Annotated in this window: 12 protein-coding genes; 11 read left to right on the top strand and 1 reads right to left on the bottom strand. The window is 42.2% G+C overall.

Going from position 1 to position 16,521, the window contains the following annotated elements:
- From KEM09_RS04740 to KEM09_RS04715, 6 genes are all read left to right on the top strand, one after another.
- The coding region (locus KEM09_RS04740; RefSeq protein WP_212226160.1) for a sugar kinase at nt 1-831 on the top strand (831 nt) is incomplete at its 5' end.
- Nucleotides 832-918: 87 nt separating this feature from the next.
- A complete protein-coding gene (locus KEM09_RS04735; protein ID WP_212226152.1) occupies nt 919-1,590 on the top strand; it encodes a bifunctional 4-hydroxy-2-oxoglutarate aldolase/2-dehydro-3-deoxy-phosphogluconate aldolase in 672 nt (223 codons plus the stop codon).
- 11 nt (nt 1,591-1,601) lie between these two features.
- A complete protein-coding gene (locus tag KEM09_RS04730) occupies nt 1,602-2,906 on the top strand; it encodes an MFS transporter (RefSeq protein ID WP_212226150.1) in 1,305 nt (434 codons plus the stop codon).
- 17 nt (nt 2,907-2,923) lie between these two features.
- On the top strand, nt 2,924-3,769 hold the full coding sequence (kduI, locus tag KEM09_RS04725; protein WP_244824838.1) for a 5-dehydro-4-deoxy-D-glucuronate isomerase: 846 nt from the start codon (nt 2,924-2,926) through the stop codon (nt 3,767-3,769).
- Nucleotides 3,770-3,817: 48 nt separating this feature from the next.
- Entirely contained in the window at nt 3,818-4,621 is an 804-nt protein-coding gene (locus tag KEM09_RS04720) for a gluconate 5-dehydrogenase (RefSeq protein WP_212226148.1), read from the top strand.
- Between the two features lie 2 nt (nt 4,622-4,623).
- Nucleotides 4,624-5,784: a DUF4861 family protein gene (locus tag KEM09_RS04715; RefSeq protein ID WP_212226146.1), complete on the top strand. Its 1,161-nt coding sequence runs from the start codon at nt 4,624-4,626 to the stop codon at nt 5,782-5,784.
- A 59-nt stretch (nt 5,785-5,843) separates the two neighbouring features.
- Here the strand turns inward: KEM09_RS04715 and KEM09_RS04710 are convergent, their stop codons facing one another.
- Nucleotides 5,844-6,488: an RNA polymerase sigma-70 factor gene (locus tag KEM09_RS04710; RefSeq protein ID WP_212226141.1), complete on the bottom strand. Its 645-nt coding sequence runs from the start codon at nt 6,486-6,488 to the stop codon at nt 5,844-5,846.
- A gap of 64 nt (nt 6,489-6,552) precedes the next feature.
- Between KEM09_RS04710 and KEM09_RS04705 the strand changes: the two genes are divergently transcribed.
- The 5 genes from KEM09_RS04705 to KEM09_RS04685 all read left to right on the top strand — a co-directional run bounded on the left by KEM09_RS04705 (nt 6,553) and on the right by KEM09_RS04685 (nt 16,471).
- Nucleotides 6,553-7,527 (top strand): FecR family protein, encoded by a 975-nt coding sequence (locus tag KEM09_RS04705; protein ID WP_212226138.1) that lies wholly within the window; start codon nt 6,553-6,555, stop codon nt 7,525-7,527.
- A 155-nt stretch (nt 7,528-7,682) separates the two neighbouring features.
- Nucleotides 7,683-10,991 carry a TonB-dependent receptor gene (locus KEM09_RS04700; RefSeq protein WP_212226135.1) on the top strand — a complete coding sequence of 1,103 codons (3,309 nt, stop codon included), beginning with the start codon at nt 7,683-7,685 and terminating at the stop codon, nt 10,989-10,991.
- A gap of 24 nt (nt 10,992-11,015) precedes the next feature.
- The gene (locus tag KEM09_RS04695) at nt 11,016-12,692 is read left to right on the top strand and encodes a RagB/SusD family nutrient uptake outer membrane protein (RefSeq protein ID WP_212226134.1); all 1,677 of its coding nucleotides are present in this window, start codon (nt 11,016-11,018) and stop codon (nt 12,690-12,692) included.
- Between the two features lie 151 nt (nt 12,693-12,843).
- Nucleotides 12,844-14,394: a hypothetical protein gene (locus KEM09_RS04690; protein WP_212226132.1), complete on the top strand. Its 1,551-nt coding sequence runs from the start codon at nt 12,844-12,846 to the stop codon at nt 14,392-14,394.
- 121 nt (nt 14,395-14,515) lie between these two features.
- On the top strand, nt 14,516-16,471 hold the full coding sequence (locus KEM09_RS04685; protein WP_212226130.1) for a glycoside hydrolase family 97 protein: 1,956 nt from the start codon (nt 14,516-14,518) through the stop codon (nt 16,469-16,471).
- The last annotated feature ends 50 nt before the right edge of the window (nt 16,472-16,521 follow it).

Below are 16,521 nucleotides of genomic sequence, written 5' to 3'. Positions count from 1 at the left end.
TTGCGCAAATATGGTGTGGACACCAGCCAAATTATTTATGGTGGAGAGCGATTGGGGATTTATTTTTTAGAAACAGGAGCTGTGGCGCGTGCCAGTAAAGTGGTTTACGATCGTGCGCATTCGTCATTCTCAAGTATCCAAAAAGGGATGGTTAATTGGGAAGAGGTGTTGAAAGATGCCAGCTTCTTTCACTGGACAGGTATAACACCTGCCGTTTCACAAGGTGCGGCCGATGCCTGCAAGGAAGCTATTCAGGTGGCCAACCGTATGGGGGTAACTGTTTCGTGTGATCTGAATTATCGGAAAAACCTATGGAAATACGGTAAAAAGGCATCAGAAGTGATGCCCGATTTGGTAGCTGGTTGCGACATCGTATTGGGTAATGAGGAAGATGCAGCCATGGTATTGGGCATCCATCCCGAAGGTGTTGACGTAACGGGTGGACATGTCGAAGCAGAAGCCTATCGCAGTGTATCACAACAAATCATGCAACAGTACCCTCGTGTAAAGAAGGTCATCACTACGCTTCGCGGTTCCGTCAATGCCAATCACAATACATGGTCGGGTGTACTGTATGATGGCGAAACATTGTTTAAAGCAGCTGATTATGATATCACACACATAGTCGATCGTGTGGGAGGTGGCGATTCATTTATGGGCGGACTCATATATGGACTGCTCACCTATGAAGGTGATGATCAGAAAGCGCTTGACTTTGCTACCGCAGCATCCTGCCTGAAGCATACTATACCAGGCGATTACAACCTTGTGACAGTAGAAGAAGTGGAAAAGCTGATGGCTGGCGATGCCTCAGGACGTGTATCGAGATAATAGTTTTTTGAAGGAGGACTGAACAGTAGTGCATGCAACCAAAGTGTTGCTGCACGCTGATTCGGTCAATTAAAGCAGACTAGATAAATGGCTAAATATTCAAGAATAGAAGTGTTTCAGGCGATGAAGACGACCGGTGTTGTACCAGTTTTTTTTCATCAGGATATTGATGTGTGTAAAGCAGTGGTAAGGGCTTGCTATAATGGTGGCATCAGGGTATTTGAGTTTGTTAACCGGGGTGATTTTGCCCATGAGTTATTTGCCGAACTGAATAAGTATGCCCTGGCTGAATTACCCGGAATGATTTTGGGAGCAGGCTCTATCGTTGAAGAAGCTACTACTGCTCTCTATATCCAGAATGGCGCCAACTTTATTGTTTCACCACTATTGAATGAAAACATGGCACGCATTTGTAACCGGCACAAGATTATGTGGTCGCCAGGTTGTGGAACAATCTCTGAAATCAATATGGCACAAGAACTAGGTGCCGAGGTGATTAAGTTATTTCCTGCCTCAGAGGTTGGCGGGCCATCATTTGTAAAGGCCGTTAAAGCCCCAATGCCCTGGACTGATGTCATGCCAACAGGTGGTGTTACCTGTGATAAGGAGAACTTATCAGAATGGTTTGCAGCAGGAGTGACTTGTGTAGGTATGGGATCCAACCTGTTTCCGAAATCCATTATGGAAGCGGAGGATTGGGCTATGCTTGAACAGAAGGTCACTCTATTGATTAGCACCATCGAACAAATCAGAAACTAAGATATTTTATCATGACAAAATCAACAACACAAGTGTCGAAGTATAGATATCGTATACTGGCCATGCTGGTGTATGCTACAACCATTAACTATTTCGACCGAAGCATTATTGGGGTAATGGCTCCAACCCTGGAAAAAATGTTCCATTGGAGTAACACCGATTACGCCAACATTATGATTGCCTTTAAAGTAGCCTATGCAATTGGGATGCTTACCATGGGAGGGATCATCGATCGCTTAGGAACCAAAAAGGGTTATACTTTGGCCATTGGAATCTGGAGTTTGTTTGGAATGCTGCACGCGGCCGTACGTCCTGCTTTTAGTGTTATTGGTTTTGCGGCAGCCCGTTTCGGATTAGGCTTTGGTGAATCAGGACATTTTCCAGCCGCTCAAAAAACTGTTGCTGAATGGTTTCCTAAGAAAGAACGTGCATTTGCAACAGGCTTATTCAATGCTGCCACCAGCATTGGAGCCATTATGGCTCCATTTATTGTTGGATGGATAGTGGACGAATACACTGGCCAAAACTGGCAGATCCCTTTTCTTTTTACAGGCGTTTTGAGTTTTATCTGGATTATTCTATGGCATCGGATGTATAAAAAACCTGAAGATCATCCGAATGTGACTAAGGAAGAGCTGGTCTATATTAACGCCGATACTACGGCCGAATCAGATGAGAAGATAGCCTGGAGAAAAGTGTTGCCAAAACGTCAGACCTGGGCTTTTGCAACAGCTAAAATTACCGATGCCGTCTGGTGGTTTTATCTGTTCTGGGGAGCTAAGTTCCTGGCCGATACTTTTGATGTGAACATTAAGAACATCGGTATTCCTTTCCTGATTATGTACCTTCTGGCCGATGGTGGCAGTATCTTCGGCGGTTGGTTATCGGGAGCTTTTATGAATAAAGGCTGGACAACCAATAAAGCGCGTAAGATGACATTGTTGCTTTGTGCGCTAATCATTTTGCCTGTAAGCTATGTGGCTATTACAGATAGCAAATGGCTGGCTGTGGTGTTAATTGGTATTGGCGCTGCAGGTCATCAGGCCTGGTCGGCCAATATTTTCACCCTTGTGTCTGATGTCTTTCCTAAAAAAGCAGTAGCTTCAGTAACCGGTATTGGCGGTATGATTGGAGCAGTGGCCGGTATTGTTGGGGATAAACTGTTGGGTACAGTACTTGACACGGCTGGTAATACCGGGTATTTCTGGGCATTTATGATAGCCGGATTCGCCTATTTGTTTATCCTGGGATTGGTACACTTGTTAATGCCAAAAATGACCCAATTGGACGAAAACCTGAATGAAGTAAAAGAATAAGTATAAATAAAGAAGATATGACAACAGTGAATTACGATCGTCGCAGGGCCTGTCATCCGGGTGACGTGAAACAATACGATACAGAGAGATTAAGAAAAGAGTTTCTAGTAGAAACTCTTTTTGTAGAAGACGAGATTAACCTGAGCTACTCACAATATGAGCGTTATATTTTAGGTGGCGCTTTTCCGGTGGAGCAGGCTTTGGCGATGGAAACCATTGATGCCATTAAGTCGGAGTACTTTTGCGAACGCCGCGAACTGGGTGTTATCAATATTGCCGGAGATGGTGTGGTTAAGGTGGATGGAAAAGAGTATCCCCTAACAGCTAAGGAAGCCATTTATATTGGCCGTGGCAGCAAGGAGATTGTTTTCTCAAGTGTTGATAAAAACAACCCGGCTAAATTTTATTTGAGCTCAACACCTGCCCATAAAGAGTATCCAACTACCATTGTGAATAAGGAAAAAGCCAATATTCTGAATATGGGTTCGCAGGCCACCAGTAACGAACGCACTATTTACCAGTTAATCGTTCCGGGTATTGTAGAATCGTGCCAATTGGTGATGGGGCTGACGGAGTTGCACGAAGGCTCGGTGTGGAACACCATGCCAAGCCATACGCATGATCGCCGCATGGAGGCATACTTCTATTTTGAAGTGCCACAAGGGCAGGCCGTGTGTCATTTGATGGGTGAGCCGCAGGAAACACGTCACCTGTTTATGCACAATGAGCAGGCGGTTTTTTCACCTGAGTGGGGAATTCATTCAGGTGTTGGTACCAGCAACTATTCATTCATTTGGGGTATGGGAGGTGAGAACCTCGATTATACCGATATGGACCATATTCAGCCAGACGAGCTGAGATAAGGCGAATTTGAGATGATTACAATTATTAAGAAAAGAAAATAGGGAAAGATGATCAACGAATTATTTAATCTGGAAGGTAAAGTAGCTCTGATTACAGGTGGTACACACGGTATTGGCATGGCCATTGGTAAAGTACTCGGCAAGGCTGGCGCTAAAGTATGTGTAAACGACTTATCGGAAGAAAAACTGGCAGCATGTAAAGCAGAATATGCACAAGATGGTATCGATGTTTATACCCTGGTTTTTAATGTGACTGATGAGGCTGCTGTTGATAAAGCCATCTCGCAGATAGAAGCTGATCTTGGAGGGGTAGATATCCTGGTAAACAACGCTGGTATTATCAAGCGTGTTCCAATACTGGATATGCCTGTTGAAGATTACAAGCAGGTGATTGATGTGGATTTGGTGGCACCATTAATTGTAGCTAAACGTGTGGCGCCAGGCATGATTGAGAAGCGTGCCGGAAAAATCATCAATATGTGCTCTATGATGAGCGTGTATGGACGTAACTCAGTATCGGCTTACGCCTCGGCTAAAGGAGGATTAAAGCTGTTGACAGCCAATATGTGCTGTGAGTGGGCTAAGTATGGTCTTCAGATTAATGGTATCGGCCCTGGTTATATTGCGACTTCGCAAACGGCTCCAATTCGTGAAGACGGACATCCGTTTAACGACCTGGTGATGATGCGTACACCGGCAGCCCGCTGGGGTGAGCCCGAAGATATTGGTAATGCAGCCCTTTTTCTGGCTTCCAAAGCCAGTGAATTTGTTAATGGACATATATTGTATGTCGATGGCGGTATTTTGGCCAACTTTGGCTATGTGAAAGGCGAAAACGATATTGAAGCATAGGTATGAAGCAATTTGTTTTAGTTCTGTCGGTTGTTGTGCTGCTTGTAATGAGCAGCTGCAGCCGGCGGCAGCTACAGGTAACTGTCAGTAACCCGTCTGAGTTAGACAGAAATAATGAACTGGTCGCCATCAGCCTGAACAACAACAAACTGGAAGGTGATGTTTTTTCTGTGAAAGATGAAGTTTCCCATCAGATTATAAAAAGTCAGTTGATTGATATTGATGAAGACGGTGCAGCTGATGAGATAGTATTTTTAGCCAATTTACCAGCCAATGCATCAAAGCAGTTTGTGATTACCACAGGAGGAAAAGCAGATGCTGATGATAGTATCAGAACATTCGCCCGCTTTGCTCCTGAGCGTACTGATGATTTCGCATGGGAGAACGACCGGGTGGCTTTTCGTACTTATGGTCCCGAAGCACAGCGAATGGCCGAAGCTGGCGAGCCGGGCGGTACGCTATCCAGTGGTGTCGATTGCTGGCTAAAAAAGGTGGATTATTCCATTATTAACAAATGGTACCAGGGCAATGTGGATGAGCCAGGCTATTACCATATCGACCATGGTGAAGGACTCGATAACTACCATGTCGGGCCCAGCCGTGGATGCGGCGGAACTGGTGTCATGGTTGACGGTCATCTATATACATCAAAAAATTTTACGAGTTACAAGGTCCTGAATAATGGTCCTGTTCTGAGTGATTTTGTGTTGGAGTATGAGGCATATGCTGCCGATGACCAATTGATTAAAGAAACTAAGCATGTTAGTATTGCATTAGGCAGTAATTTTACCAAATATATAATTGAGGTAGAAGGCACAGATACACTGACGGTTGGACTGACGCTGCACGACAATGAAGGCCTGGTTAGTATCAATGAACCAGCTGGCTGGATCAATTACCACACACCTCATAAAGGGGAGATGCTTAGCAGTGCTATTATTGCACAGCCAGGTTATTTGGCAGGTACAGACATGGTTGAGTCTGATGTGAAAGACGAGAGTCATGCATTGATGCATTTAAAGGTAATAGACGGTAAAGCGGTCTTCTTTGCAGGCTTCAACTGGAGTGCCAGTAAACAGTTTACCAGTAATAAAGAGTGGGAACAACACTTGACGCAACAAGCTAAAGCATTGGCTAGTCCTTTAGAAATAATTGTTCGCTAAGATTTTGATAGTACGTTTAAATGTGATTATCCTCGTCAATGGCTTTGGCGGGGATTTTTTTATCCCCAAAACTGCCCCAGATAATACAATAATGGCAGGTAGTCCTTCAATTCTTTTTTAAGATGCTTCAATGCTTTACTGATATGCTTTTCTACAGCCTTCTCGCTAATATTCAGTTGTGCAGCTATATCCTTGTTTTTTAGGTCCATCCGTCGGCTCATTAGAAACACCTCTAAGCATTTAGGCGGAAGCTGCTGAAGGGCAGCCTCGTATTTCTCGTTGAGCTCTTTCTCGATTAAACTGCTGATGGCATCGTTTTGCATTTCATAATGCTGAACCTCTTTTATTGATAGCTGGTCACTATCTGTTGTTCGTTCTTTTCTTTGCAATTGTTTGAGGCACTTATTGCGGGTAATGCCAAACAAGTAACTGTTCAGTGAAGTATTAATCTCCAATGTGCTGCGTTGGGTCCAGATGGCCATAAATACATCCTGCACCACATCCCGCGCTTCATCCTCATCAATGAATTTGCAGGCATAGTAAAAAAGTGACTTCGAATATTTGGAGAATAACTCCTTGTAGATAGTCACCTCGCCATTCCTGATGGCTTGTAATATGATTTTTTCAGATGGATTCATGGATTCCCTAATGGCCTCAAATATACTTAATCCATAAGTAAAACAAAGGAAAATCAATTTATTCAAAAAAAATCACATTTAGAGGTAGGGTAAATCGCCATTACCGGAACATACTATAAAAACAGAAGTAATGGAGATGAGTGAAGATATATTGATACAGTATATTAAGGGAGAGCTCCCGGCTGATGAGATGGACCACGTTTCATATCAGCTCAGGCAAAACGAAGAGCTGTTTCATCAGTATATTCAGTTGAAGGATATCTGGGATTATACTGGCCTTACAACCGATGTTCACAAGTATGATGTGAAAAGAGAGTGGAAGCGATTACCAATTCGTTCTGCCGGAAGAACTAGTTTTATGAAATTGGCTGGTGTAGCTGGTGTTGCAGCAGCTATGGTTATAGCATTTTTTGTTGGTCAGTTGGTTGAAACAGACTCAGATAGTAATTCGTTGGTAAGTGGCGCACATGTATTCACAGCACCCGAAGGGCAAATTTCTGAACTTACATTGTCTGACGGTTCAAATGTTGTTTTAAATGCAGGTTCCAGCCTTACCATACCATCTAACTTTGGTAAGCAAAATAGGGATGTGCAGCTTTCAGGAGAAGCCCATTTTAATGTTACTAAAAATCCGGATTTAATATTTAAAGTAAAGTCTGGTCAGCAGTATGTTAGTGTGTTAGGTACCATATTTAACATACGAGCCTACCCTGGGGAGACCAAAATTATTACCACCCTTGAAGAGGGAATTGTTAGATGGGAATCAAATGGTCGGCATATTACCCTTAAGCCCGACATGCAGGTTGTTTATGATTTGGAAAATCAGGATGTGGAGCAGATAAGTGTAGACGCGGGCCGTATTGGTCAATGGTCAGTTGGCAGGTATGTGTTTGAAAATGCACCATTTATTGATATCATAGATGTGATAGAGAAATGGTATGATGTAGAGATTGACTGGCAACAAACCGATTTTGAAGGCGAGCATTACAATGGTGTCATTAAAAAATCAGCTTCTTTAAATGAAACACTGGAATTGATAGCAGCTATGACTCCTGTCAGGTACGAAGTTAAAGGGCAACAGATTAGTATTAGGCGTATGAGATAAATAAAAATCGGAAGGTGCTACCAACACCTCCCGATTAAATAACGATGTCTTGCAGGACATCAATATTAGTAATTTAACATTTCAAATTTATGAAAAAAAAGTGGAACTGTTGTTTTCTCTTTAGGAGGAGAACTACAACTAAACTGGTCAGGGTTATGAGACTAACCATGTTATTTTTAATTGTATCATTTATGCATGTGGCTGCCAGTTCATACTCGCAAAGTAAGAACAGCATTACATTAAAGCTGAAGAACGCTACAGTTGAGGAGGCGTTAAAGATGATACAAAACAACTCAGGAATAGATATTTTCTTTCAGTCAGAAATGATTCCGAAAGAAACAAAGGTGGACCTTAATGCAGAGTCATCATCCATTGGTGAAATTATGGATGCGGTGCTGAAGCATACCGACTTGACCTACCGCATGATTGATGAGAACATTGTGATTGTACCGAAAACTTCATCGGATATAAAACCTATTCAGCAAGATGCAATTGTTATTACCGGGAAAGTAATGGATGTTAATGGCGAGCCGTTGCCTGGTGTTAATGTGTTTGAAAAAGCGAATACGACTCACGGGGTAATAACAGGTATTGATGGAACTTATTCTATTAAGCTGAGCGTAAGAGAGGCCGTCCTGACTTTTTCATATATCGGATTTGAGGAGCAAAGTATAGTTGTTGGTGACAGAACCCAACTTGATATCACATTAATTGAAGAAACAACCGGATTGGATGAAGTGGTAGTAGTGGGTTATGGTGCACAAAAGAAAGTTAACCTTACAGGATCAGTTGCTAAAGTGGATGGAGATGCTATTGCCAAAGTGTCTAATCCTAATACTTCTAAGTCTTTGCAGGGATTGGCAAATGGTATCACGGTAATTGACAGGGGTGGTGCTCCCGGAGGTGATGATCCTCAGATTTTTATTCGTGGTGTTGGTACAACAGGCAATTCTAATCCTTTAATTTTAGTTGACGGTGTCGAAATGAGTTTAAGTGATGTTCCGTCGGCCGATATTGAAAATGTGTCGGTATTAAAGGATGCTGCCTCATCTGCTATTTATGGTTCAAGAGCTGCCCATGGGGTTATACTTGTAACAACCAAAAGAGGAAAGGAAGGTAAGATGCGTGTGTCTTACGATGGCTATGTAGGTGTGCAGGACAGAGCCGTAAAGCCTAAAGCGGTTGGGGCCCGAGAGTACATGGAGATGGTTAATGAAGCCAGTGTCAACAAAGGTAATTCACCTATCTTTTCGGAAGAAGATATTACAATAACGGAGTCAGGAAGCGATCCATACGGACACCCTTATGTGGTTTATCCTGACGAAATTTACAATGCTAATTACATTACTGAGCATACAATAAAGGTAAGCGGAGGTACAGAAGAAGGTAAATATCTGCTATCACTGAATTACCTCGATCAGCCAGGTTTAACTGATAACACAAGCTTCAAACGCTACAATATGCGTTTAAACACCGACTTTAAAATCGGTCAGCGCATGGACGTAGGCGCAGATATACAATATCGTCATATGGAGCGTGAATGGCCTGGCGGCCTTGGCAGTGCCCAAAAAACTGCCTGGTCAATGGTGCCCACAACACCAGTGCAATACGAAAATGGTAACTATGCATTGGATGATCAGAATAATAACCCGGTTGCATACCTGGATCCTTCCGTTATAGGTACACAGAACTATAATAGAGATGAAGTATATGCCCAGTTGAAGGCGTCCTATGAGTTACTGGAAGGCTTGAGTGTTAAAGGTGTTGCTGCGGTTAATGGCGGTTGGACCATGGATAAAAACCATAATCGGACGCATAAGTTTTTTGATGAAAACGATAATTACGTTAATACCTGGAATCCACAAAGTAGTGTGTGGGATCGACGCATTACAAGCTACCAGGTAACATTACGTGCTTTGGCCAATTACACCAAAAATTTCAATGGTGTTCATGATTTGAATATTCTTGCTGGTGCAGAGCAAATCAGTCATCGCAGTCACTATCTGACAGGTTCGAGAAGTAACCTTATTTCTGATGATATGCCATATATTTCATTGGGTGATTCAGAATATCAATACGTTTACAGCGATATTCAACGCAATGGTTATTACCCGGTTAAGTATGGACTTAATTCGTTCTTTGGAAGGGTTAACTATGGCTATAAAGAGCGTTACCTGGTTGAAGCCAATGTGCGTCGGGATGGTTCATCTCGTTTTGCAGAAGGCAATAAATGGGGAGTATTTCCATCGGTTTCTGCGGCCTGGCGTATTTCTCAGGAAGAATTTATGACTTCAGCAGATTTTATTACCAACCTTAAGCTGAGAGCTTCATGGGGTCAAATGGGTAATGAGCGAATTGGCGAATTTAAGTACCTGCCCCAATATGCCGTTGAGGATAACGTGATGAATGGCAACCTTGTGACGGGAGTTACTCAGTACGACATGGCCAATTCTGATATTAGTTGGGAAACTGTTGAGTTGTCCAATATTGGGCTTGATTTCTCGCTGTTTAACGGGAAATTGTTTGGTGAGCTGGAGTATTACCGCAAAGATACCAGAGACATCCTTTTAACATTGGGTATACCTACTTACATTGGCCTTGGTGCTCCAGAGCAAAATGCAGGTGTTGTACGTAACAGTGGATTCGAAACGCTTTTAGGTTATCGTAAGAGTCATGGCGATTTTAGATTTACTACCACATTCAACTTTTCATACAATAAAAATGAATGGATAGATCGTGCAAGTGATGATGAATTTATTGATGGCTGGAAAATGCAAAAGGAAGGACACGCACTTGATGCTTATTATATCTTCCGGACTGATGGTTTAATTGCCAACGAAGAAGAACTGGCCGAATACAAAAGCTCTTTTACTGAAGATCCAAGGGGTATCAATGGCCTGAAACCTGGAGATATTAAGTTTGTTGATGTCAATGGGGATGGTGCAATTGATAAGGACGATCGTCAAATATTACATTCCAATATTCCAAGGTTTACGTTCGGATATAACTTCAATGCTGAATACAAAGGTTTTGACCTGAGTCTTTTCTTCCAGGGGGCAACAGGAGCTAATACATACATCTATGGTGAGTGGTACGAAGGTCCTTCATATGGTGCTTTTACTGGTATTCACTTCCGCGATCGCTGGACTCCTGAAAATGAAAATCCTAACGCATCAATTCCTCGATTGGAGGCTGCTTCGGACAGAAACTTTACTAAATACAACGATTTTTTCCTGACAAAGAATAATTACCTGCGATTGAAAAATGCGCAGTTAGGTTATAACCTGCCGTCTGGTATTCTGGAGAAGGTGAATATTGAAAAGGCGCGGATTTATGTTTCAGGAACAAACTTATTTACAATTAGTAACCTTGATCAAGGCCTCGATCCTGAAAGTTTTGATGGTCGTGTAAGATCATATCCTACAACCAAAATTATCTCTTTGGGAATGAATGTAACTTTTTAAATAAGTTGTTAAAAAAGAATTAAGATGAGAAATAATAAATATACTATACTGTTTGTACTTATGGCCCTGCTTGGGCTGCAGGCATGCAACGATAATATTAATCTGGAACCGGAAGGTATTATTACCGAAGAAAATTTCTTTACGTCACCTGCCGACTTTGATAAGGCTCTGGTAGCTGCTTATGCCCGTTGGAACTCTTCAGGCAGGTATCACTGGATGGAATCAACCACAGACAATGCTATAACGACGCATGGTTGGAACCGTGGATATGAACTGGGACATGGCAATGCATCAAGCTTTTCCTATTTTCCAGGTAATAAGTGGTATGAGTGTTATGTGTCAATACAGCGTGTTAATACCATTATCCAAAACATTGGAAACTATGACTGGGCAGCAAATGGTCAGGAAGATGAGAAAGCACGTATTTTAGGAGAAGCTAAAACTATGCGGGCCTTCTATTACTACGAATTAGTTGGTTTGTTTGGTCGTCCAATGATGATTTTGGAGACTCCTTCAACCGTAGAGCAGGCCGAGAGTGTTAAGCAAGCTGCAAATCCAAAGGAAGTATTTGATTTTATTTTAATGGAAATGGAGGAAGCTATTCCAGGCTTACCTGATTATCCTGAAAATAAATCTATTATCGGTAAAGCAGCCGCTCGTACTTTTAGAGCACGCTTTGCCGCATCAGCTGCCGGATACCTTAATGATAATGAGTATTATAAGATAGTGAGAGATGAAACGGCAGAAGTCTTGAAAATGCAATATTCTCTGACTGATAATTACGAGGATCTGTTTACAATGGACAATGAGAAGTTGAATGAAACCATCTTGTTACGTATGTATAACGTTGAGTTTAAAAACTGGTGGGGTGAAAATTACCCGCAGTCAGTTTGGGGATACAGCGTTGTTGTACCAACTAAGTCTCTGGTTGATGCCTATGAGTATATTGCCCCGAAAGTGGAATATCGCCCGTATGAAAATAAAGACCCTCGATTTAAAGCTTCTATTTATGCTCCGGGTATGGAGTTTAGCTGGGGTTATTACAACACTATCCCCAATAATGTATTAGATGGAAAGTTTCATCCTGACCGTGATTATGCTGACCTGAATGATCGTTGGGTTGTTGAAGGTGATGTATTTGGCGAAGGAGGCGGAGGCGAATGGAATAAGACACCTACAGGATTTAATACAAAGAAGAATTTCGCCGAACCAAATACATGGGACACTTATAACAATTTGGTTTTAGTGCGACTGGCAGAGGTGATGCTGCTTAGAGCTGAGGCATTAACCGTTTTGGGGGAGAACGAAAGTGAAGCACGTAGTCTGATTCAGGCAATTAGAGATCGGGCCGGCAATACAAATAATATTGATGACGTGATTACAAACCGATATAACGGAAGTTTATTGGAACTTATTCGTAACGAACAGCGTGTAGAAATGGCCTTAGAAGGAATGCGTCCTTATGATATTCGTCGATGGGGAATTTTTGAGGAGGTTATGAAAGAGCCTGTTGAGGGTATTGAATACCGTCAATTTGTGGATGAGGATGGCAATAACCTGACCGAACCAGTTGATGTTGTTAAACCGGTTATTGATGCGAGCGCGCGTAAGATTGTTGCCGAGAACTATTTCTGGTGGCCAATACCGCAATATGAGATGGATCAAAACGAGGGGCGGATTGAGCAAAACCCTAATTGGTAAATAGGAACCACAGTAAGTGTATCCCGGATATTCTCCGGGGTGCCTTACACTTTATAAAGTTAAGGCCCTTTGAATACAATGCCGTTAAGATGAAAAGTAGAAAATGAATACATTGTGTAGTCATCTTATTATCGGCTAAATAGCTTCAAAAATGAAAATAAAATTGATTGGCCTTTTGGCACTTATAATTATTACAGGTTGCAGATATCGACAAAGTGATTCGAAGCAAGAGATAACATGTGCAACAGTGGATCTGTCGCTTCAATCTGACAATGCTATTTTACAAGAAGGATTCAACTGGGCCGTGCATAAAACCAGTCAGTTTGTGATGACTGGCAAAACCGGATTAGTCAATAAGGATGAACGAACCCCTGATGGAACAGGCACTGCTGTATATATTCCATCTTATTGGGCCGGGTATTATGATCGTACAGCTTTCTATAGTAGAGACTTTGTTCATCAGGCAGTTGGTGCTCAAATTGTTGGATTATGGGATGAAAATTACACCATGTTTAACGCGTTTGCAGCTAACTCTACCGAAGCAAGAGATTGGTGGACACTGTGGGCATTTAATTTTGATGGAACGCCACACCACATTGATTACAGAAGCGAGAAAAAGTTTGTGAAGGAATTGCCTGCTCAGTTTGAGCTGATAGAAAAGGCTTTTAAGCAATACCTTTGGAGTGGAGATGAACGGTACATAAGGGATTCTGTACTTTGGAATTTCTATACCCGAACCTTAACGGACTTTATTACTTTACATGATACCAATAACAACGGTGTTGCCGAAGGTAAAGGTGGTATATGGGCAGGTAGCTGTACCTATAACGAACGGGGCGAGTACCCGATTGAAGCAGGCGATGGCATTGCTTGTCAATACCAGGCAACCTTGGCCTATGCGCATATGTTGATGGCCCGTGGTGAAGAAGGTAAAGCTCAGCTATGGTATGATAAATCAGCAGCACTTAAAGACTATTTTAACAATGAGTGGAGCGTAGCAGATGATGGTACATATGCACGAGGGTTAAATAAAGAAGGGGTGAGATTAACCGGTTTTGGTAAAGAGAACTCGTGGTTTATGCCTTTGAAATTAATCACAGACCCCGGTAAGCGAAATGATGATTATCTGCAGTTTATTGCAGATAATTTAGGACAAGGGATAGGAACAACGCCAACGGCTCCTCCCAATATCGAAGCCTATACTTATTTGCCTGATATGTATTTCCATTACAATTGGAGCGATGAAGCCTGGAAGTGGATGAAATATATTTTGTCTGTTAAAGATCTTCCACACGAGCGTCCTTCTCAGGGCACCAATGGTGATTATCCCGAAATATCATATACCATCGTTTCACAAACAGTGGAAGGGCTGATGGGAATTGATCCAAATGCTAATACGGGTCAGGTAAAAACGTTGGCAAGATTACCAAAGGACATTGGTGCCGTTAAAGTTAATAATGTTCGGTTTGGCGACTATTGTATTGACCTGGAACATGTCGGTGTTCAAAAATCAGTATTAACAAACAAATCTGCACAATCATTAAACTGGGAGGTATGTTTTTACGGAGATTACGATAACATTATTGTGAATGAAATAGTAATGCATGCAGAACAAATGACTATTAATGGCTTGAAAGTCAGTTTTGTTCAGGTGAATGCGGAGGCTGGTTTATCCATCACTGCAGAAGCCCAGATATACTAAAATTCAATAATTCGTCACAAGCATTCGTTTGTTAATCCGTTCAGTGATATTTAATTACGAGCAGTCAACGATGCGCTCCGGAATGGTCTTGTGAAGAAAATTTAAACGATATAAAAGAGCAATGAATCTTAAAAATATAACGTTACTGTTGGTCTTTATAAGCACAGTAATAACAAATAGTAATGCAAAAGAGAACCAGGTATCTTCGCCTGATCAAAATATTAAAGTAACGATTAGTATCGGAGAAGAGATTGCCTATTCGGTTGATTATAAAGGTCAGAAGTTGATTGCTCCATCCGCTATATCTATGGATCTGGGATTTGGTGATGTGCTCGGACATAGGCCTGAGTTGATGGGTAGTAAAACAACAACAGTTAATGAGGTGCTTAAGCCGGTTGTTAAAGAAAAGCGTTCTGAGGTAAAGAATCATTACAATGAATTAATCCTGAGTTTCAGAGGTGATTATCAGCTGGCCTTCCGGGTATTTGACGATGGCATGGCCTATCGCTGGATAAGCAAACGGAAAGGGGATATCACGGTTTATAACGAAGAGGCGAATTTTACGTTTGCCACTAATCAGATGGTTTATTTCCCTGAAACAAAAGGATTCATCACTGCTTTTCAACACACCTACAAGTACCTGCCACTGGATAGTATCTCTAGCAACAGGATGTGTATCACACCTGCTTTGGTGGATGTGGAAAAGGGACCAAAGGTGGCCATTACTGAGGCTGACTTAAGAGATTATCCTGGCATGTTTTTAACCGGTAACAGCAATAATACCTTAAAAGGTAAATATGCTCCTTATATTTTGAAAGGCGACCGACTGGTGAAGAAAGAAGATATTAAACGTGCAGATTACCTGGCAAGAACAACAGGTACACGCAGTTTCCCATGGCGCGTTGTAACAATTGTCGATAACGATGGTGACCTGCTCAATACTGAGATTGTCTACCGCCTGGGAGCGCCGTCTAAAATCAAGGATCCTTCATGGATCAAAAGTGGTAAGATTGCATGGGATTGGTACAATGCCAACAACATTTACAACGTTGATTTTCGCGCTGGCTTAAACTATGATACTTATAAATATTACATCGATTTTGCAGCAGATAATGGTATTGAGTATGTAGTGCTGGATGAAGGCTGGTCAAATACTTATGATATCTGGGAACTGAATGAAGATATGCGCATGGATGACCTGACAGCTTACGCTCTTGAAAAAGAGGTAGGACTGATCCTGTGGGTAGAATGGAGCACCTTCGATGCTGATATGGAGGCCCTGACCGATAAGTTTGTTGAGTGGGGAGTGGTTGGTATAAAAATGGACTTTATGAACCGCGACGATCAGTACATGGTACGTTTGTATGAAAGAGTGGCTGAAACCTGCGCACGTAAACAATTAATGGTCGATTTTCATGGGGCTTTTAAGCCAACAGGTATCCGTCGTACCTATCCTAATATCATGACTTACGAGGGTGTTGCCGGACTGGAGAATTGTAAGTGGGCCGACTATTCTGACCCGGAGTATGATGTAACCTTTCCGTTTATTCGCATGCTGGCCGGCCCGGCTGATTATACGCCTGGCGCTATGAATACAGCACAAAAGAAAAACTTTAAGCCAATCTTTAACCGCCCGATGGGACTGGGTACAAGAGCGCATCAATTGGCCATGTATGTGGTATTTGAAAGTCCTTTGCAGATGCTGGCTGATTCGCCAACTGCCTATATGAAAGAAACCGAATGCCTGGCATTTCTTTCAGAGGTACCTGTTGAGTGGGACGAAACCGTGGTGCTGGATGCTGAGGTGGGGGAGTACATAGTTATTGCTCGTAAACACGGAAACGACTGGTACCTGGCTGCCATGACTGATTGGACCAAACGTGATGTGACCATTGACCTGTCTGAATTAAGCACTGGCACATTTACCCTGGAAGAATATGCGGATGGTGTTAATGCCGACCGAAATGGTAACGACTATAAAAAAACGATTAGAACCATTTCAAGTGATGAAACCATTGAAGTGAAAATGGCACCCGGTGGCGGATGGGCGGCAATCCTTAGGGGTTCTGAAAACTAAATAATTGTGGTAACTTATACATGTCAGTATCGATTTTACTGTTCGCTACA

The sequence above is a fragment of the Carboxylicivirga mesophila genome (assembly GCF_018271975.1).
Classification (GTDB): Bacteria; Bacteroidota; Bacteroidia; order Bacteroidales; family Marinilabiliaceae; genus Carboxylicivirga; species Carboxylicivirga mesophila.
Note: the sequence above shows the minus strand (reverse complement) of the source record. Positions and strands in the feature narration are given on the sequence as shown.